17 protein-coding genes are annotated in these 19,335 nt (G+C 66.6%); 10 read left to right on the top strand and 7 right to left on the bottom strand.

Annotated elements, in window-relative coordinates:
• A partial coding sequence (locus tag BSIN_RS23050; protein WP_089342135.1) for a sigma-54-dependent Fis family transcriptional regulator occupies window positions 1-1,544 on the bottom strand: 1,544 nt, incomplete at its 3' end.
• A gap of 321 nt (window positions 1,545-1,865) precedes the next feature.
• Between BSIN_RS23050 and BSIN_RS23045 the strand changes: the two genes are divergently transcribed.
• A complete protein-coding gene (locus tag BSIN_RS23045) occupies window positions 1,866-2,060 on the top strand; it encodes a DUF2964 domain-containing protein (protein ID WP_059514789.1) in 195 nt (64 codons plus the stop codon).
• Between the two features lie 309 nt (window positions 2,061-2,369).
• The gene (locus BSIN_RS23040) at window positions 2,370-2,657 is read left to right on the top strand and encodes a DUF1488 family protein (protein ID WP_059514787.1); all 288 of its coding nucleotides are present in this window, start codon (window positions 2,370-2,372) and stop codon (window positions 2,655-2,657) included.
• A gap of 228 nt (window positions 2,658-2,885) precedes the next feature.
• Here the strand turns inward: BSIN_RS23040 and BSIN_RS23035 are convergent, their stop codons facing one another.
• The gene (locus BSIN_RS23035; RefSeq protein WP_089342134.1) at window positions 2,886-4,187 is read right to left on the bottom strand and encodes an NCS2 family permease; all 1,302 of its coding nucleotides are present in this window, start codon (window positions 4,185-4,187) and stop codon (window positions 2,886-2,888) included.
• 392 nt (window positions 4,188-4,579) lie between these two features.
• Between BSIN_RS23035 and BSIN_RS23030 the strand changes: the two genes are divergently transcribed.
• Both BSIN_RS23030 and BSIN_RS23025 read left to right on the top strand, forming a co-directional pair.
• Window positions 4,580-5,011 carry an NlpC/P60 family protein gene (locus BSIN_RS23030; RefSeq protein WP_256583978.1) on the top strand — a complete coding sequence of 144 codons (432 nt, stop codon included), beginning with the start codon at window positions 4,580-4,582 and terminating at the stop codon, window positions 5,009-5,011.
• Window positions 5,012-5,450: 439 nt separating this feature from the next.
• On the top strand, window positions 5,451-5,747 hold the full coding sequence (locus BSIN_RS23025) for a hypothetical protein (protein ID WP_059514782.1): 297 nt from the start codon (window positions 5,451-5,453) through the stop codon (window positions 5,745-5,747).
• Window positions 5,748-6,115: 368 nt separating this feature from the next.
• On the opposite strand, the gene BSIN_RS23020 is transcribed toward BSIN_RS23025, so the two are convergent.
• The 5 genes from BSIN_RS23020 to BSIN_RS23000 form a co-directional block, all read right to left on the bottom strand.
• The gene (locus tag BSIN_RS23020; protein WP_089342132.1) at window positions 6,116-7,027 is read right to left on the bottom strand and encodes a metal-dependent hydrolase; all 912 of its coding nucleotides are present in this window, start codon (window positions 7,025-7,027) and stop codon (window positions 6,116-6,118) included.
• Window positions 7,028-7,059: 32 nt separating this feature from the next.
• Window positions 7,060-8,847 carry an SDR family oxidoreductase gene (locus tag BSIN_RS23015; RefSeq protein WP_089342131.1) on the bottom strand — a complete coding sequence of 596 codons (1,788 nt, stop codon included), beginning with the start codon at window positions 8,845-8,847 and terminating at the stop codon, window positions 7,060-7,062.
• A 112-nt stretch (window positions 8,848-8,959) separates the two neighbouring features.
• Window positions 8,960-9,850 carry a M24 family metallopeptidase gene (locus BSIN_RS23010; protein ID WP_069235644.1) on the bottom strand — a complete coding sequence of 297 codons (891 nt, stop codon included), beginning with the start codon at window positions 9,848-9,850 and terminating at the stop codon, window positions 8,960-8,962.
• A gap of 345 nt (window positions 9,851-10,195) precedes the next feature.
• Window positions 10,196-10,399, bottom strand: a complete 204-nt coding sequence (locus tag BSIN_RS23005) for a hypothetical protein (protein ID WP_089342130.1) — start codon at window positions 10,397-10,399, stop codon at window positions 10,196-10,198.
• Between the two features lie 77 nt (window positions 10,400-10,476).
• The gene (locus BSIN_RS23000; protein WP_059514769.1) at window positions 10,477-11,556 is read right to left on the bottom strand and encodes an AraC family transcriptional regulator; all 1,080 of its coding nucleotides are present in this window, start codon (window positions 11,554-11,556) and stop codon (window positions 10,477-10,479) included.
• 159 nt (window positions 11,557-11,715) lie between these two features.
• Here BSIN_RS23000 and BSIN_RS22995 point away from each other — a divergent pair, with 159 nt between their 5' ends.
• The 6 genes from BSIN_RS22995 to BSIN_RS22970 all read left to right on the top strand — a co-directional run bounded on the left by BSIN_RS22995 (window position 11,716) and on the right by BSIN_RS22970 (window position 19,335).
• A complete protein-coding gene (locus BSIN_RS22995; RefSeq protein ID WP_059514767.1) occupies window positions 11,716-12,849 on the top strand; it encodes an acyl-CoA dehydrogenase family protein in 1,134 nt (377 codons plus the stop codon).
• A gap of 277 nt (window positions 12,850-13,126) precedes the next feature.
• Entirely contained in the window at window positions 13,127-14,830 is a 1,704-nt protein-coding gene (locus BSIN_RS22990) for an AMP-binding protein (RefSeq protein ID WP_089342129.1), read from the top strand.
• Window positions 14,831-14,936: 106 nt separating this feature from the next.
• Window positions 14,937-16,466: a CoA-acylating methylmalonate-semialdehyde dehydrogenase gene (locus tag BSIN_RS22985; RefSeq protein WP_089342128.1), complete on the top strand. Its 1,530-nt coding sequence runs from the start codon at window positions 14,937-14,939 to the stop codon at window positions 16,464-16,466.
• 18 nt (window positions 16,467-16,484) lie between these two features.
• Complete coding sequence (gene mmsB, locus BSIN_RS22980) at window positions 16,485-17,384, top strand: 3-hydroxyisobutyrate dehydrogenase (protein ID WP_089342127.1); 900 nt, start codon at window positions 16,485-16,487, stop codon at window positions 17,382-17,384.
• The gene (locus tag BSIN_RS22975; RefSeq protein WP_089342126.1) at window positions 17,384-18,178 is read left to right on the top strand and encodes an enoyl-CoA hydratase; all 795 of its coding nucleotides are present in this window, start codon (window positions 17,384-17,386) and stop codon (window positions 18,176-18,178) included. Before mmsB ends, BSIN_RS22975 begins: the two co-directional genes overlap by 1 nt.
• Complete coding sequence (locus tag BSIN_RS22970; protein ID WP_089342140.1) at window positions 18,175-19,335, top strand: enoyl-CoA hydratase/isomerase family protein; 1,161 nt, start codon at window positions 18,175-18,177, stop codon at window positions 19,333-19,335. The genes BSIN_RS22975 and BSIN_RS22970 overlap by 4 nt, the downstream gene beginning before the upstream one ends.

Raw genomic sequence — 19,335 nt, 5'->3', positions numbered from 1 at the left:
GGCTCGCGGCGAGCGAGCCGGGCCAGCACGCGTGCCACCAGCGTTTCCAGGTCGGTGCGTGTGGCCAGCGGCGGCAGCGTCACGGCGAGCCCGTTGATCCGGTAGAACAGATCCTCGCGGAACGTGCCGTCTGCGACCATCGCGCGCAGATCACGGTGTGTTGCGCAAACGATGCGCAAGTCGACCGGCAGTGCCCGCGTGCCGCCCAGCGGAACCACAGCGCGCTCCTGCAGCACGCGCACGAGCCGCACCTGCTGCGCGAGCGGCATGTCGCCGATCTCGTCGAGAAACAGCGTGCCGCCGTCGGCCTGCGCGATCTTGCCGGTGCTGCCGCGCTTGCGCGCGCCGGTGAAAGCGCCGTCCTCGTAACCGAACAGCTCCGCCTCGATCAACGTGTCGGGCAGCGCCGCGCAGTTGACGGCGACGAACGGCCCGTCGCTGCGCGGCGACGCATGGTGCAGTGCACGCGCGAGCCATTCCTTGCCGGTGCCTGTCTCGCCGAGCACGAGCACCGGCAGGTCGCGGCCGCGCACCTTGCTGATGCGCTGCAGCACGGCGGCCACTTGCGGGTCGCCGGTGTCGAGCGTCGCCAGCGTGATCGTGTCGGAATCGGCATCGGCGGCGCCAGGTGGCAGCGTGGCGGTGGCCGGCACGGTCACGGCCGTGCGCCGCGCTTGCGCGAACTCACAGCGCGCGTGCACGCGCACGCCGCTTGCGAGCGTCAGCGTGACGCATGTGAGCGGCTCGCGCGCATGTTGCACGAGCGTCGCGAACGCCGCGCCGAACAACGCTTCGCAATTGCGTTGCTGCAGCGTGGGAAGACTCGCGCCAAGCTGGAATTGCGCACTGCGGTTTGCCGCGATCAGCGCACCGCTGGGATCGATCGCGACGAGGCCCGCGAACAGCGAATCGACGAACTCGCCGTGCGCATGAAACCGCACGCGCAACACGTCGGCGCATTGGTTCGCGAACAACTGGTTTTCGATCAACTGCGCGGACATCTTCACGAGTGCGAGCGTATGCGGACTGAAGCCGCGGGGATCGCCGCTGACGTCGAGCGCGCCGAGAATATGGCCGAACGGATCGACGATCGGCGCGCACGAGCAGGTGAGTACGTGATTGGCTTGCAGAAAATGCTCGTTGCCGTGGACCGCGAGCGCCTGCCCGGCGGCAAGCGCGGTGCCGATCGCGTTGGTGCCTCGCTCGCCTTCGGCCCACGAAACGCCGGGGCATAACGCCACGCGCTTGGCCTTCGCGACGAAATCGGCGTCGCCGACGCTGTGAAGGATCACGCCGTCGCAATCGGTCAGCAGCACGAGGCTTTGCGTATCGGCGATCTGCGCGTGCAGCGCATCCATCGCGGGGCGTGCATGCGTGTACAGCGACTGACTGGCGTCGATCCGCCCGCGTAGCGCGACGCGAGACAACGGCGAAAAATCCGGCAGATCGGACGCGCGCAGGCCAGTCGACATCGAGCGCGCGTGCGCTTGCGCGAGAAGATCGACGCGGCTTGCCACGGCGGGCAGCACGGAAGATTGACGCATGGCTTGCCTCCATGAAGCCCGCGGGCGGGGTTGGCTTTCCCCGCTCGGCCGCGCTGCTGCGGTGAACGTTGCGGTACGGGCACGCGTCATCATACAAGCGTGGCGCGCGATACGCGACCATCTGACCATTTGCTGCGGCGCGGGATGCAATCGAACGGATATTTCTTGCTTTTGCCTACTGGCCTGCAATGATGAAAGCAGGGCGCGCACGCGTCGCGCCCTGCCCGGATCGGCCTGCTGCCCGGCATCTGAAGGCCAGCGAGCGCGCCCGATCCCGCCATCCCGCATGTGCCGCGACATGCATCCGTTCGGGGAGGCATCATGGTTCGGACGGAACTCAGAGTGGTGCTGGCGGCAATCGCGACGTTCGTCGCATTGGCCGGCATCGCCGTGGCGATCCACGGAATGTTGTTCAATCAGGACTCCGCATTGCACTACGGTGCGGCGGCGATCGCGCTCGGGGTAACCGCGTGCGCGGTCGCGCTGAACGTGTGGCCGAAGGACGAAAAGCAATAGGGGGCGATGCCTGGTTCGCATGACGAAGCGTTTCGGCCGCCAGGCGGTGCGTCCGCACGCGGGTTCGGTTTCAAGTCAAGCCGACAGCTGTTCAATCCGCCGACGAATGAGCCGTCGTTTGCGGGGGCGCAGCGTTTTTTTGACGAAATTTTGTGTCGCGCCGGAAAGCGTCTAAAGTGGATTCAACCGAAGCCGCTTGGCGTGCGCGGCTTGCCGCGCACCGTATGCTTCGGTCGGCCCGCATGCAGTTCGAGCAGGTTCGACGGCAAGCGGACGTTGGCTCTTCACGCTAACGCAGAGGCGGTTCCGATGCAAATCCAGTTCATGAACGATGCCCCCGAATATTCGGGACGCGAATTGACACTCGCGTTCAAGGCGATGGTCGACGGCGAGCCGATTCAATGCCACATCACTGCCGAGGCGATGGAGGATCATTTCGGCGCGGCTTCGCCGCGTTTCGAAGACATGGTCGGCGCGTTCGACGCGCACCGGCAGCGCATCGAGGCGGCGGCGCGGCGCCTGCTATCCGAGACGCGCGCGCAGTGTGTGGTGTTGAGAAGCGGGTATGTGCGGTTTTACGAGGCGAACCGGGGCTAGATCGGATTGCGCCGATGCAGGCAAGAAGCGCCGCCGCGAGCGGCGTTTTTCGTTGGTGCGGTGCGGCAGCGCGTGTTTGGAATATCGGCGTGGCGCGCGCCGGCGGTGCGCGCGGCACGCGTTGCGCGGGATCGCCACGGCGGCCGCCGTTTTTTTGCCGGGCGCCGCTTGCGGCCGGGGATGGCGCGCGACGGCGCAGAAGTACCGGCGCCGCGCCGAAGCCGGGGCTTATTCGGCCGCGAGATAGAAATAACGGAACAGAAAGACCGCGGCGATGATCCAGACGATCAGTTTCACCTGCTTGGCCTGCCCCGTCAGCAGTTTGAGGCTGGCGTAAGCAATGAAGCCGAATGCGATGCCGTTCGCGATTGAGTAAGTGAACGGCATCAGCAGCGCGGTGAGCGCGGCAGGCACCGCTTCCGTCGCATTGTCCCACGGCACGTCGACCATGTCGCGCAGCATCAGGCACGACACGTACAGCAGCGCCGGCGCCGTGGCGTAGCCGGGAACGACGCCCGCGAGCGGCGCGATGAACAGGCAGGCGATGAATAGCGCGGCAACAGTCAGCGCGGTGACGCCGGTGCGCCCGCCCGCCTGCACGCCGGAGGCGCTTTCGATGTACGCGGTCGTCGACGACGTGCCGAGCAGCGAGCCCGCGACGATCGCGGTGCTGTCGGCGAGAAGCGCCTTGTTGAGCCGGTCCATCTTGCCTTCGACGAGCAGGCCCGCGCGGTTGGCCACGCCCATGAGCGTGCCGGTTGCGTCGAACAGCTCGACCAGGAAGAACACGAGGATCACGTTGACGATGCCGGTCGACAGCGCGGCGCCGATGTCGAGCTTGAAGAGCGTCGCGTCGATCGACGGCGGCGCCGAGAAGATGCCGTGGAACTGGTTGCCGCCGAAGAAGAACGACAACACGGTCACACTGATGATGCCGATCAGGATGGCGCCGCGCACGCGCAGGTAGTCGAGCGTGACGATGACGAAAAAGCCGATGATCGCGAGGATCGTGGTGGGCTTGTGCAGGTCGCCGAGGGTGACGAGCGTTGCCGGGTTGCCGACGATGACCCCCGCCGTTTTCAGCGAGATGATGCCGAGGAAAAGGCCGATCCCCGCGCTGATCGAGATTCGCAGCGATGTCGGAATGCCCTTGATGATCACTTCGCGCACGCGGAACAGCGTGACGACCAGAAACAGGCAGCCTGAGACGAACACCGCGCCGAGCGCGGCTTGCCACGTGAAACCCATGCCCTTGACGACGGCGTATGCGAAATATGCATTGAGGCCCATGCCGGGCGCGCACGCGATCGGGTAGTTCGCATACAGACCCATGATCGCCGACGCGATCGCGGCGACGAGGCAGGTTGCGACGAACACGGATTCCTTCGGCATGCCTGCATCGCCGAGGATCGCCGGGTTGACGAAGATGATGTAGGCCATCGTCAGGAAGGTGGTGACGCCCGCGAGTATTTCGGTGCGTAGGTCGGTGCCGGCTTGCGCGAAGCCGAAATACCGTTTGATCGATTCCATGGAGGCGTTCTCCGGTCGTGATGTCGTGTGCTGAATGAAAGCGAGTGGTCGTTGGCCGTGCGGTGGGGCGTACTGTAACCAGCTACTATTGGCCGGCCAACGGCGGATTGTAATAGCTGAGATACGCCGGACGATATAGTGTCGGCGAGGAGGTCTGTGCGCGGCGCGTCGTCGCCGGCACGGCGTCTTGCGTGGCCCGCCGGCGCGAGCGCGGCATCGCGTGTGCGGCCGTGAATCGTCGATGCAACGGCGGCTTGTCGGATAATCGTTCATTCGTAGTGGGAGAACACTTCATGTCCGTGACTCGACAGCCGCAGCGGCAGGTGCAACCGGAGCGCATCGCGGTGCAGCGCCTGCATGACGGGCACACTGGCGCGGATCATCCCGCATGGATGCCGGTTGCGCTCGGTGAGGCGGGCGTGCGCCGTTTCGGCCGTGGCGCGTCCAACCCGCGCATCGTCGAATACAACGGTTGCACGAATCTGGCCGGCTATGACGACAAGATTTCATGGTGCTCGTCGTTCATCAACTGGTGCTTGGCGCGTGTCGGCGTGGCGGGAACCGGATCGGCGCTCGCCCGCTCGTGGCTCGTATGGGGGCAGCCGCTCGCCGAGCCGGTTTATGGCTGCATCGTCGTGCTGATGCGCGATCGTCCGACGAGCTGGAAAGGGCATGTCGGCTTTTATCTGCGGCACGACGACGGCTTTTTGTACTTGTTCGGCGGTAACCAGCGAGGTGCGGTGCGGGAGCTGGCTTATGCGCGTTCGCGTCTGCTTGCCTATCGATGGCCGGATGATCCGAGCGCCGGGCCGAGCGCCGGCTGATGATGCAGCAAGCCGCCCGCCAAGCAGGTGAAGCGGGCCGCTGAAAGGCAGGCGCGGCATCCGCGCCGAAGCAAAACCCGATGGCGCGCGGGCATTTTCAAATACTAACGGAGTGCTTATATTTTCGAGATATGAACTTCATTGACATTGGGTGAGGTATTGTCATTGAAATGAGGATTTTCTTTATTTTTCAACGTGATACGGATAGGAAAAAGTTATATAAAATAGCTTCGTTATGTAAAAAATTGCAAGGTGTCATCGCATTATCTCGATTCACTCACTAGGATAGAGAAAGTGCTCGCATCAGGGGTTTCGCCAATACGGGGTGCGATGCGAAAGCCGGTGCCTTCCATCGTCATGGCGAAGCGGAAAGCACCGCAACGGTGCGGGCAGTGCGCCTGCGCGCGAAAGCGATTTCGTTCGTCATACGGAGGCAAGCATGTTGAATTGGATAAGCCGATGGGCATTGCGTCACGCCCCCACGCCAGAGAAGACCGCCGCATCGATGCTCGTGACCGCAAGGATGGAACTGTTCGCGGCCGAACAGCGGGTTATCGATGCCAAGCTGCAAGCCGACTATTGGCGCACGCGCGTTTCGTTTCTCGAGGAAGTGCAGAAGGAAGGCATCAATCCTTGGGTAAGCACGCAGCCGCCGCAGTTGCAAAAGACCGGCGACGAACAGCCGCCGGCCGTGCGCGGTGCGGCGCCGGGCCCGCGGCTGGCGGCGAGCACGTAATGCCGTGGGCGCGATTCGCGGCGAACGGCGCGAGCCGGTTCGCCGCGCGCGCCGTTTTGACGGGCATGCCGCCGTTTCCTTTCCGTAGACTTGCTTGCCGCGCTGATGTTTTTCACGGCGCCGCGCCTGCGCGGCATCGCATCGATAGCGATCCTGACGATCGCGCGTAACGCCGCTCCATTGCCGCCCGCTACACACACGCTGCGCACTCGTGGCGGCATCTATCTGATTTCCTAACTTTTTTCCTGGCCGGGCGCGTTAGCACACGCAGGCTGTGCGACGGCGGAATGCGGCCGGGCCGCCAAGTCGTTGTCGAGCACGGGCATCAGGCGGGCGCGGTGTCGTTATCCGCGTGACGCCGCATGCCGTCACGATGCCGCCGGTTTTTGCGCACCCCAATTACCGCCGTGTGCGGCGGTCTGCGCGGCGGGAGAGCGCGCGAGATACGCGAGCGCTTCCTCGGTCGAGCCTTCGTTGTGCGGCGTGTAGCTCGGCCGGTAATAGCGCAGCGCGGCGGCGATCGTCTTCACGAACGACGGCAGATGATTGCGCCGCTTGCCGAGCCACCATGCGATTGCGAAGCCCGGGTAGAAGCCTGCCGACGGATCGCGCTTATACATGAATCGCGAACCTGTGACGATGAAGTACAGCAGTACTCCGATCACGATCGTCATGTGAATCGACCGCTCGACATAGTTGCCGCCGAGATGGCGGTAGATGTCGAATGCGACGGTCCGATGCTCGACCTCTTCCGCGCCATGCCAGCGCAGCAGATCGACGATCGCCGGATCGGCCGAGCCGTCGTCGAGCCCGCGCGCGTGCAGAATCCAGTTGCCGAGATAGCCGAAGAAGTGCTCGAGCGCCGCGATGACCGAGAGCTGCTGCCGCAGCCAGAAGCGCGTATGGCCGATCTTCAGGCCGAACGGCTCCTCGCCGAGCAGTTTCGTGAACAGCCGGTTCACGCGCTGCGTGAACGGCTGCGTATCGATGCCGTGCCGTTCGTAATAGTGCTTGAGCACGCCGTTGTGCGAGCGCGAGTGCACGGCTTCCTGACGCAGGAAACCTTCGGCGTCGGCTCGCAGCGCCGGATCGGTGATGAGCGGCAGCGCCTTGTTGTAGACGCGGCAGAACCACAGCTCGCCTTCCGGGAACAGCAGGTTCAGCGTGTTGATGATGTGCGTGCTTTCGGGATCGCCCTTGATCCATTGGATCGGCGTGTTGCTGAAGTCGAATTTGACGTGTCGTGCTTTGATCAGATAGTGGTTTTCCGGGGCATTCATCGATGTCTCCTCCGTTGATCTGGCCATTGCCGTTAATGCGATGCCATGCTCACGCGCGCGATCATCCGGCCGAGCCACGGCATGTAACGGCCGACGAAGCGCATCGCGTGCGCTTCAGCGCCGATCGCGACGACGGGCTTGTTTTGCAGCACCGCAGCGGCTATTGCCTTGGCGACGGTTTCCGGCTTCAGCCCGCGCATCTGGTACAGCTTGGTCGCGCGCTTGCGCAACTTTGCTTCGTCGGCCTCGCTCGCGCCCGCGTATTGGGTCGCGGCCATGATGCCCGTTTCGGCGAAGCCGGGGCACACGGCGCTCACGCCGATGCCGTGGTCGGCCAGCTCGGCACGCATGCATTCCGAGAGCATCAGTACGGCGGCTTTCGTCGTCGCGTAGGCGGGCAGGTCGCGCGATGGCCCGAACGCGGCGGCCGATGCGGTATTGACGATGTGCCCGCCCGCGCCGCGCGCGGCCATCTGCTTCGCGAACAGGCGCGAGCCGTGAATCACGCCCCACAGATTCACGCGCAGGATACGCTCCCAATGCGCGGCGGACGTATCGAGGATGCCGCCTGCCATGCCGATGCCCGCGTTGTTGACGACAATGTCCGCGCCGCCGAGCGTGTTTTCGACCCAGTTGGCGAGCGCTTCCATTTCGTCGGGCGAACCGACGTCGACGCGCCGAGCGTGTGCGTCGGCGCCCAGCAGTTGCACGAGATGAACGGTGCGCTCGGCCGCTTGCTCGTCGATATCGACGGCGACGATCGACGCGCCCTGTTTTGCAAATTCGACGGCCGCGCTGCGCCCGATGCCACTGCCCGCGCCCGTGATCACGACCAGCTTGCCGGAGAACGGCCCCGTGCCGTTGCGGCGGCGCGCGCGCGCGAGCGCGGGCGGCTCGGTGCCGGTCTCGACGGCTTCGATCAGATCTTGCGCGATCGTCGCGAAACGCTCGGGGTGGTCGACCGGCATCCAGTGCCGCTCGGCGACTTCGCGGCGGTAATAGTGCGGCACCCAGCGCGCGAGATCGGCGGACAGCGCCGGGCTCACGTATTTGTCGCGCAACGGCACGATCACTTGCACGGGCGCGTGCGCGTAGCGCTCGCGCGGTGCGAACAGGCGCCGGATGAAATTCGCGCGATACAGACGCACGCCGTGCGCGCCGTCGTCCGCCTGGGTGGGGCGCGGCTCGATCGTGGTGCGCTCGATTCTGCGCAGCAGCGCCGGCCATGCGCGGGCAAGCCACAGCCGCCAGCTCAGTTCGGGCAGCAACGGCAGGTGAAACAGGTAGACGTACCACGAACGCACGAGCTGATTGCCGATCCGCGCGAGCGACGCGGGCGACGGATGCGCGAGCTGATGCCGCATCCAGTAGCCGACGTGATCGAGGTTCGGCCCGGAGCACGACGTATAAGACAGGATGCGGCCGGCGAGCCGCGGCTCGGTGACGAATTCCCAGCCCTGGATCGAGCCCCAGTCGTGGCCGATCACGTGCACGGCGCGGTTCGGCGCGAGCGCGTCGATGAGCGCGGCGAAATCGTCGACGAGCTTCTCGAGCCGGTAGTCGGCCGTGCGTTGCGGCGCGCTCGACAGGCCCGCGCCGCGCACGTCATACGCGATCACGTAGTACGACTGCGCGAGGATCGACGCGACGCCGTGCCAGACGCTGCTGTTATCCGGATAGCCGTGCACCAGCACGACGGCCGGGCGCGACGCGTCGCCCCAGGTCTTGGCGGCAAGCGTGACGTCGCCGGCCGGCACGGACGTTTCGGTATGGGCCGCGTCGAACAACGCGCGCGGCGCTTCGTTGGAAAGGGGCTGCATGTTCGTGTCTGGTTCGGGTGTCGGGTCGGGCGGTAAGCGGCTTGGCACGGGGTGCGAGGCCGGGCTCGAGGCGGGCTCGGCGCGGCGGCGCCGCGCGCTTGCCGCGCCTGCGTTATGCCGCCGCGTCATGCGCGAGCGCACTGTTTGCGTGGCGCGCGTTCCAGCGGCGCACGTGCGGCAGATCGTCGTCGAGCCAGTACGCGTCGTCGCCGGTGATCACCAGCAGCTCCTCGAACTTCGCGCCGACGCCGGCAAAGCCGAGGTGCGGCTCGACGGCCCACAGGCCGGGCGTCGGCGCGTGATTGGAGCGCTCGTCGATCGACCATAGCGGCGACCAGCCTTGCGCCTTGCCTTGGCGCGTTTGCTCGAGCATCAGGTTGCGCGTCGAATTGAGGCCGAAGCGCGCGACGAAGCGCGGTTTCGACAGATGGCGCAGTTTCGCGACACGGTGCGCGAGCACCTTGAACGGATAGGCCTTGTGGCGCGGCTCGACGCCTTGCTTGCGGCACAGCGCGTCGACTTCGCGCGCGACGTCGGCCAGCGTATGGCGCTCTTTCACGAGGCGCACGATCAGTTCGCGATGCGCGATCAGATCGTCCTGCAATTGTTCGAGGATCGGGTTGTGGCCGATGCAGGTCGCGTAACCGACATCGGCGACAATGCCGTCGACCACGGGCGCGACGTCGAGAATCACCGGCATGTCGGCTTCGAGCTGGCGGTCGCTGGGAAAGAACGCGAGGTTGAAGCCGCCGAGATGCCGCACGCCGGAAAAGCCTTCAGCGAATGCGGTGCGATCGCCGAACCATGCGAACGGCTTATGCAGCCAGTCATGCACGCCATGATCGTGTGCCCATTCGATCATCAGCCGAACGGCCTCCTTCTCCGTGATGCCGGGGCGCAGCATCTCGCCCACGGTTTCGACGCAGCGATACGCCAGTTGCTGAACGGAGCGGAATTGCTCGAGTTCTTCAAGGTGCACTTCCGGCAGCGTATGCTCGGCCATGACGTCGTCTCCCATTCTTTGAGTGCCGGATGGCGATGCCGGCCGTGCGAGGTGCGGCCAGCATCGCCACCTTAAATAATGTCACATTGATCAATGTAATGATCTTATATGAACGGACGACAAACGGGAGGAGTTTCTGATGAGGACTTTTACTAATCCGGCGGCACAATCCCGCGCGTGAGTGCGGGCAAAGCGGGGTCGTATCATGCCGGCCGGGACGGCGGCAGGCTGATTGAAGCGCTGGGCCTGGCATGCGGCCAACTCGAGCAGCGGCACGCACGACCGGCGCGCATCGGCCGATCCCTTGCCGGATCGGCGGCACGGAAATACGTCGCTGCGTTCACTTCACTTCGCCGGGTTGACGGCCGCAGCGGATACGGCAGCCGTCGGGCGGGAAATAGCGGGGCTTGGCTTGCCGGTGCGCTTGTCGGGCGCGGCGGCGGCCGCGCACGCGAGTAGCAGGCCGACGAGCACGACCGCGCGGGCGATTCGTGCGGGCCGCGTGCCGGGCCGCGCCGGTGGACGCGGCAAAAAACGACGCGTGTGCATGGCAGTATCGGCGGGCGACGATGCGGCAGCACGGTGCGCCGTTGCCGCCCGCCGTCGAAAGGGCGTGCGCCCCGTGCTTAAAGAGTAGGCGTTTTCCGGCGAAAGCGGGAAACGCCGCGCGTCGCGCCGGCCTTGCCATGGGTCTTGCTGCGGTAATCGGCCGGGCTCATGCCGCACCATTTGCGAAATGCGCGATAGAACGCGCTGGGCTCGGCGAAACCCGCTGTCGCGGCGATGTCCGCAATCGTGCGGCGCGGATCGGCGAGCGCCGTATAGGCAAGCTCGCGGCGCAATGCATCCTTGATCGATTGATACGAGTGGCCTTCGTGCGCCAGTTTGCGCCGCAGCGTCGCCTCGGCGACGTTCAGCCGCGCTGCGAGCGCGCGCGCGCTCGGCCATGCCGCGGGCGGCAGCGTGCGCAGCACAGCGCGCACGCGCTCGCCGAACGCATGTGGATTGCGGTACTTGACGATGAAGCTCGCAGGCGCGTCGCGCAGGAACGGCTTGAGCGTTTTCGCGGTCTGCACGACGGGCAGCGTCGCGAAGGCGGGGTCGAAGTCGACGTATGACTCGGGCTGGCGAAAGCGCAGGTCGTCGCAGAACATCAGCCGGTATTCGTCGACCGCGAGCGGCTCGTCGCACCGGAAGCTCGCGTGCGACAGCGGGATGCGCCGTCCGACCAGCCAGCAGGTGAGGCCGTAGACGATCACGAAATAGGTCGCATAAGTGAACATCGGTGGCGGCTCGCTCGCGTGCGGCGCGGTGCGATGCACAAAACGCAGCCGCACGCGTTCGGGGGTCGCATCGATCGTCGCATGCAGATCGTCGAGCACGCAGTGCATGAAGTTGACCGCGCGCGCGAGCGCGCGCAGGCCGTTGCGCGCGCCGAGCGCGGCCTGGCTCATTGCAATGAAGCTGCCGCAGCGCATCGGGTGCGTGTCCTGGCCGAAGAATTCGTCGTCGAGCGCCTGCGCGATCGCGTTCCACAACGCGCCGTATTGCCGCGCGGACACGCGCGCGTGCGGCGACGCGAGCAGCGTGGCGGCAATGCCGGCGTGCGCGAGCAGCGGCGCATCGGCGACGCCGCGGCGCCGCGCGAGCGCCAGGCTGGTGTTGACGAGTTCGATCGAAACGGTGCCTTTCTGCGCGTGCTTCATCGGACGGGCGCGCGGGGCGCGGTATGGCAAAAACGCTCAGTGTAATTGAGCGCTGCGAGCATCGAACAGAGCCCGCGCGTTGCCTACACTTGATTCATCGATACAAAACGCATGCTGCGGGCTGCATCCGACGCGGCTCGTCAAGGAGACACACGAGCGATGGGCGATTTCTACACCGACGATCAGCGGATGATTCTCGACGCGGCGCGCGCGTTTTCGGCCGAGGTGCTCGCGCCGAACGCCGCGCAATGGGACCGCGACGGGCATCTGCCCGATGCGGTCGTCGCGCAGATGGGCGAGCTTGGCTTGCTCGGGATGATCGTGCCGTCCGACTGGGGCGGCGCGTATACCGACTATGTCGCCTATGCGCTTGCACTCGAGGAGGTGGCGGCGGGTTGCGCGTCATGCGCGACGCTGATGAGCGTGCACAACTCGGTCGGCTGCGGGCCGTTGCTCGCTTATGGCACGCCGGCGCAGCAGGAGCGCTGGCTGCGCGATCTCGCGACTGGCCGGACCATTGCCGCGTTCAGCCTTACCGAGCCGCAAGCCGGCTCCGAGGCGCACAACCTGCGCACGCGTGCGCAGTTGCGCGACGGCCAATGGGTGCTGGACGGCAGCAAGCAGTTCGTCACGAACGGCGCGCGCGCGGGTCTTGCGATCGTTTTTGCCATGACCGATCCGGAGCAGGGCAAGCGCGGGCTGTCCGCGTTTCTCGTGCCGACCGATACGCCCGGCTTCATCGTCGGCAAACCCGAGAAAAAGATGGGGATCCGCGCATCGGATACGTGCCCGATCACGCTCGAACATTGCGCGATTCCACAGGAAAATCTGCTCGGCGCGCGCGGCGAGGGGCTCAAGATCGCGCTGTCGAACCTCGAGGGCGGGCGCATCGGCATCGCCGCGCAGGCGGTCGGCATCGCGCGCGCGGCGTTCGACAAAGCGCGCCGCTACGCGCGCGAGCGCATCCAGTTCGGCAAGGCGCTCGCCGATCATCAGGCGATCGCCGAAAAGCTCGCGAACATGGCCACGCAGATCAACGCCGCACGATTGCTCACGCATCACGCCGCGCGGCTGCGAACGGCGGGCTTGCCGTGTTTGTCGGAGGCGTCGCAGGCGAAGCTGTTCGCCTCCGAGATGGCCGAGGCGGTGTGCTCGGATGCGATTCAGATTCATGGCGGATATGGGTTTCTCGTCGATTACGACGTCGAGCGGCATTATCGCGATGCACGCATCACGCAGATTTATGAAGGAACGAGCGAAGTGCAGCGGATGGTGATCGCCAGGCAGTTGTGACAAGCGTCGCGCGAACAACGACGTGATCGGTGCGTGGCGGGGCGCCGCCGCGGGCGCTGTGCGACGCCGGGCGGTGGCAGAGCGTCCCGGCGTGGCAGAAGCCCGGTCGGCCACGCGCTCGGCGGCCGATCCCGGCCGGCTGCGCACCGCACCGGAGCCAACGCTCCAGCACCAACCTTGGCCGGCGGACGCGCGCGGGCACGCACCCCGGCTAACCAATGCATGGGACGGCAGTAAGGGCGACGCACTCGCTCACGCCGACACAGGAGACACCACAATGACAGCTCAGCCGTTCGTCGAAGCGCGCGATTTCCTGCTGCGCCACCGCACCGATTACGACACCGCCTATCGCGATTTCAGATGGCCCGTGCTCGACACGTTCAATTGGGCGCTCGACTATTTCGACGTGATCGCGCGCGGCAACGACCGGCCGGCGCTGTGGATCGTCGATGCGGCAACCGGCGACGGCGTGCAGTACTCGTTCGCGCAGATGTCGGCACGCTCGGCGCGGATCGCGAATTGGCTGCGCGGCATCGGCGTCACGCGCGGCGAGCGGCTGCTGCTGATGCTGCCGAACCGCGTCGAGCTGTGGGACGTCATGCTTGCCGCGATGAAGCTGGGCGCGGTCGTGCTGCCCGCGACGACGCAATTGTCGGCCGACGATGTGCGCGATCGCGTGCAGATCGGCGTCGCGCGCTATGTAATCGTCGACGAAAACGAGGCGGCGAAATTCGAGCAGCCGGAGCTGGACGTCACGAAGATCATCGCAGGCGCGCCGCGCGACGGATGGTTGTCGCTCGCGGACGGCTACGCGGCGAGCGCCGAATTCGAGCCCGACGGCGCGACGCACGCGAACGATCCGATGCTGCTGTACTTCACGTCGGGCACGACGTCCAAGCCGAAGCTCGTCGAGCATACGCACCGCACCTATCCGGTCGGCAGTTTGTCGACGATGTACTGGGTCGGCCTGCAACCCGGCGACGTTCACTGGAACATCAGCTCGCCCGGCTGGGCGAAGCATGCGTGGAGCTGCTTCTATGCGCCGTGGAATGCGCAGGCGTGCGTGTTCGCGTTCAATTACGCCCGCTTCGAGCCGAAGGTCGTGCTCGATGCGCTCGTCCGTTACCAAGTGACGACGATGTGCGCGCCTCCCACCGTTTGGCGCATGCTGGTTCAGCAGCCGCTTGCGTCGTATCCGGTGAAGCTGCGCGAGATCGTCGGCGCGGGCGAGCCGCTCAATCCCGAGATCATCGAGCGTGTGAAGCACGCCTGGGGCGTGACGATCCGCGACGGTTACGGGCAGACCGAGACGACTTGTCTGATCGGCAATCCGCCGGGTCAGCCGGTGGTGCCGGGCTCGATGGGCCGGCCGATGCCGGGTTACGTACTCGCGCTGCTCGATGCGGACGGCGCAAGCGCGAACGAAGGCGAGATCGCGCTGCCGCTCGGGCCGGGCGCCGAGCGCCCGGTCGGCCTGATGAAGGGCTACGCGAATCATCCGGAGGCGAGCGCGCATGCGATGCGCGACGGTCATTACCGCACCTCCGATATCGCATTGCGCCGCGACGACGGCTACTACGTCTACGTCGGCCGCGCGGACGACGTATTCAAATCGTCCGATTACCGGCTGAGTCCGTTCGAACTCGAAAGCGTGCTGATCGAGCACGAGGCGATTGCCGAGGCGGCCGTCGTGCCGAGCCCGGACCCGGTGAGGCTGTCGGTGGCCAAGGCGTTCGTCGCGCTGCGCGCGGGCTACGAGCCGAGCGATGCGCTCGCGCGCGACATCTTCCGTTTTTCGCGCGAAAAGCTCGCGCCATACAAGCGGATCCGGCGGCTGGAATTCACCGAATTGCCGAAGACGATCTCCGGCAAGATCCGCCGCGTCGAGCTGCGCCGCCGCGAGCTGGAGCGCGGCGACGACGCGGCGAACCGGATCAGCGGCGAATATCGGGAAGAGGATTTCGCGGCGCACGGCCAGTGAGCGGCCGCCGCGCCGATGCATCAACCCCCCGGCCCGCGCGCCCGATGCGCGCGGCGGCCATCGTCACGATGAAAACCAGCGCATATCAGGACAGGAGAATCTCGAGATGAACGCAACCCCGTCGCCCCAAAAAGGGCACCACGTGCCGACCGTCAAGCTGCTGGTCGGCGGCGAATTCGTCGAGTCGCACGCCACCGAGTGGCGCGACGTCGTCAATCCGGCGACGCAGGCGCTGCTCGCGCGCGTGCCGTTCGCGACGCGCGCCGAGGTCGACGCGGCGATCGACGCCGCGCAGCATGCATTCGCGTCGTGGAAGAACACGCCGATTTCGGCGCGCATGCGCATCATGCTGAAATTCCAGGCGCTGGTGCGCGAGCACCTGCCGCGCATCGCGAAGACGTTGACGGCGGAGCAGGGCAAGACGCTGCCCGATGCCGAGGGCGACGTGTTTCGCGGGCTCGAAGTCGTCGAGCATGCGTGCTCGGTCGGCACGCTGCAGCTCGGCGAATTCGCGGAGAACGTCGCGGGCGGCGTCGATACCTATACGCTGCGTCAGCCGCTGGGCGTTTGCGTCGGCATCACGCCGTTCAATTTCCCGGCGATGATTCCGCTGTGGATGTTCCCGATGGCGATCGTCTGCGGCAATACGTTCGTGCTGAAGCCGTCCGAGCAGGACCCGCTGTCGACGATGCTGCTCGTCGAACTCGCGATCGAGGCCGGCGTGCCGGCGGGCGTGCTGAACGTCGTGCACGGCGGCAAGGACGTCGTCGATGCGCTGTGCACGCATCCGCTCGTGAAGGCGGTGTCGTTCGTCGGATCGACGGCCGTCGGCACGCATGTCTACCGGCTCGGCAGCGAGCACGGCAAGCGCGTGCAGGCGATGATGGGCGCGAAGAACCATGCGGTGGTGCTGCCCGATGCGAACCGCGAGCAGACCGTCAATGCGCTCGTTGGCGCGGCGTTCGGCGCGGCGGGGCAGCGCTGCATGGCGACGTCGGTGGCGGTGCTCGTCGGCAGCGCGCGCGATTGGCTGCCGGATATCGTCGCGAAAGCGAAGACGTTGAAGGTGAACGCGGGCGCCGAAGCCGGCACCGACGTCGGCCCGGTCGTGTCGCGCGCGGCGAAGGAGCGCATTCTCGGCTTCATCGACGCGGGCGTGAAAGAAGGCGCGACGCTCGCGCTCGACGGCCGCGGCGTCAGCGTGCCCGGGTATGAGCACGGCAACTTCATCGGCCCGACGGTGTTCGCGGACGTGACGCCGCAGATGTTGATCTATACGAACGAGATCTTCGGCCCGGTGTTGTGCGTGATGACGGCCGACACGCTGGATGACGCGATCGCGCTCGTCAACGCGAATCCGTTCGGCAACGGCGTGGGCCTGTTCACGCAAAGCGGCGCGGCGGCGCGCAAATTCCAGAGCGAAATCGATATCGGCCAGGTTGGCATCAACATACCGATTCCGGTGCCGGTGCCGTTTTTCAGCTTCACGGGCTCGCGCGGCTCGAAGCTCGGCGATCTCGGCCCATACGGCAAGCAGGTCGTGCAGTTCTACACGCAGACGAAAACGGTGACCGCGCGCTGGTTCGACGACGACGCGAGCGTGTCCGCGGTCAACACGACGATCCGTCTGCATTGAGCGCTTCGGGAGACGATCATGAAAATCGGCTTTATCGGCCTGGGTCACATGGGCGCGCCGATGGCGCTCAATCTGCTCAAGGCGGGCCATGACGTGCACGCTTTTGACCTGAGCGACGACGCGCTGCGGCTCGTCAAGGACGGCGGCGCGCAAGTCGCGGGCTCGCCGCGCGACGCGGCGGCGGGCGCGGCGTTCGTCGTCACGATGCTGCCGGCGGCCGCGCACGTGCGCGCCGTGCTCACGCAGCCGGACGGCGTGCTCGCGGGCCTCGGCGCGGGCGCGATGGTGATCGATTCGAGCACCATCGATCCGGCGAGCGCGCAAGCGTTCGGCACGCTCGTCCATGAGGCGGGCGGCGCGTTCGTCGACGCGCCGGTGTCGGGCGGCACGGGCGGCGCGGCGGCCGGCACGCTGACGTTCATGGTGGGCGGTGCCGCCGCCGATTACGAACGCGCGAAACCGGTGCTTGCCGCGATGGGCAAGAACATCGTCCATTGCGGCGCGGCCGGCATGGGGCAGGTCGCGAAGGTCTGCAACAACCTCGTGCTGGGAATCACGATGGCGGGCGTGTCCGAGGCGATGGCGCTCGGCGCGGCGCTCGGCATCGATCCGAAGGTGCTGGCCGGGATCATCAACACGTCGACCGGGCGCTGCTGGAGTTCGGACACGTACAACCCGTATCCGGGCGTGATCGACGCCGCGCCGTCGTCGCGCGGCTACACGGGCGGCTTCGGCACGGACCTGATGCTGAAGGATCTCAGCCTGGCCAACGACGCGGCGCGCCAAGTCAGGCAGCCTGTCTATCTGGGCGCGCTCGCGCAGCAGCTTTATCAGACGATGAGCAGCCGCGGCGACGGCAAGCTGGATTTCTCGGCGGTGATTCGCTTGTACCACCCCGCACAAAAGAAGGATGCCTGATGATCGAGCTTGATCTGGCCGACGACGGCGCGATCGCGCTCGTCACGCTCAAACGTCCGTCCGCGAACACGTTCGACGCGCACGGGCTCCTGCAACTGCAACGCACGCTCGAACGGCTGCAGGCCGATGCGCGCGTGCGCGCGCTCGTCGTGACGGGCGACGGCCCGAAGTTCTTTAGCGCGGGCGCGGATCTGAACACGTTCGCCGGCGGCGGTCACGACGCCGCGCGCACGATGGCCGCACGTTTCGGCGCGGCGTTCGAGACGCTGGCCGACGCGCGCTTCGCGACGATTGCCGCGATCAACGGTTATGCGATGGGCGGCGGCCTCGAATGCGCGCTGGCGTGCGACATGCGCATCGCCGAGCGGCATGCGCAGATGGCGCTGCCCGAGCCGTCGGTCGGCCTGACGCCGTGCGGGCTCGGCACGCAGACGCTGCCCTGGCTCGTCGGCGAAGGCTGGGCGAAACGGATGATTCTCGCGGGCGTGCGCGTCGATGCCGATACCGCGTTGCGCATCGGGCTTGTCGAGGAAGTCGTCGAGACCGGCGGCGCGCGCGACGCCGCGCTCGCGCTCGCCCGCCGCGCTGCCGCGCTCGGCCCGGCCGCAGTGGGCGCGGCGAAATCGCTGATCAGTCTTGCGCGGCAAGGCGTGCCGCGCAGTGCGGCGCTTGCGCTCGAGCGCGAGCGTTTCGTCGCATTGTTCGACGGCGACGAGCCGCGCGAAGGCGTCGCGGCGTTTCTCGGCAAACGGCCGCCGCAATGGCAGCCGCGCACGGGGGGCGAGTCGCGATGAGCACGTTGCCGACGAATCGGGAGGGCGCGCGCGCCGTGGAGGCTGGCGTCGATGCCGAGCGCGACGTGCTGATGCGCGTCGTGAACCGCGTCGCGCTGATCACGCTGAACCGGCCGGCCGCGCTCAATGCGCTGTCGCACGGGATGGTGCGCGCGCTCGCCGCGCTGATCGAGCGATGCCGCGACGATCGCGAGATCGTCGCGATCGTGCTGCGCGGTGCGGGCGATAAAGGTTTTTGCGCGGGCGGCGACGTGCGGGCGCTATATCACGCATCGGGCGCGGGCGGCCGCGATTGGCTGCCGTTTTTCGTCGACGAGTATCGGCTCGACCATGCGCTGCATACGTTCGCGAAGCCTGTCGTCGCGCTGATGGACGGCGTGACGATGGGCGGCGGCATGGGGCTCGCGCAGGGCGCCGCGCTGCGCGTGTCGACCGAGCGCAGCCGGATCGCGATGCCCGAGACGCGCATCGGCTTCGTGCCGGACGTCGGCGCGACGCATTTCCTGGCGAAGTTGCCGGTCGAGCTGGCGTTGTACATTGGGCTGACGGGCGCGGTGCTGTCCGGGGCGGACGCGTTGTCGGCGCGGCTTGCCGACCTCTGTGTGCCGTCGTCGTGGCTCGATACGTTCGAGACGCGGCTCGAACGCGCGGATTGGTCGGACGGCGTGCCGCGCGCGCTGCGGGCCGTGTTCGAGCCGCCATGCAACATTGTGCCGCACGCGGCGCTCGACAGTCAGATGCCGTGGATCGTCCGCCACTTCGACCGGCGCTCGCGCGTCGAGCGGATCGTCGCGACGCTGCGCCACGATCTCGCGCGCGATGAGTTGCCGCGTGAGCAACGCCAGTGGCTTCAGGCGACGCTCGATGCGCTCGCGTCGCATTCGCCGACGATGCTCGAAGTCACGCGCGGCGCGCTGCTGCGCGGCCGGCAGATGACGCTGGCCGAATCGTTCCGCATGGAGCTGGGGATCGTCGTGCGCGCGATCGAGGACGGCGATTTTCGCGAAGGCGTGCGTGCGCATCTCGTCGACAAGGATCGCCGGCCGCGCTGGGCGCCGATGTCGCTCGTCGAAGTGCAGGACGAGCGGGTCCGGTATTTCCTGACGTCGCCGTGGAAGTGCGACGCGCATCCGCTCGCGGATCTCGGGCGCGCGTGA

The organism is Burkholderia singularis (assembly GCF_900176645.1).
In the GTDB taxonomy this organism is placed as follows: Bacteria; Pseudomonadota; Gammaproteobacteria; order Burkholderiales; family Burkholderiaceae; genus Burkholderia; species Burkholderia singularis.
Note: the sequence above shows the minus strand (reverse complement) of the source record. Positions and strands in the feature narration are given on the sequence as shown.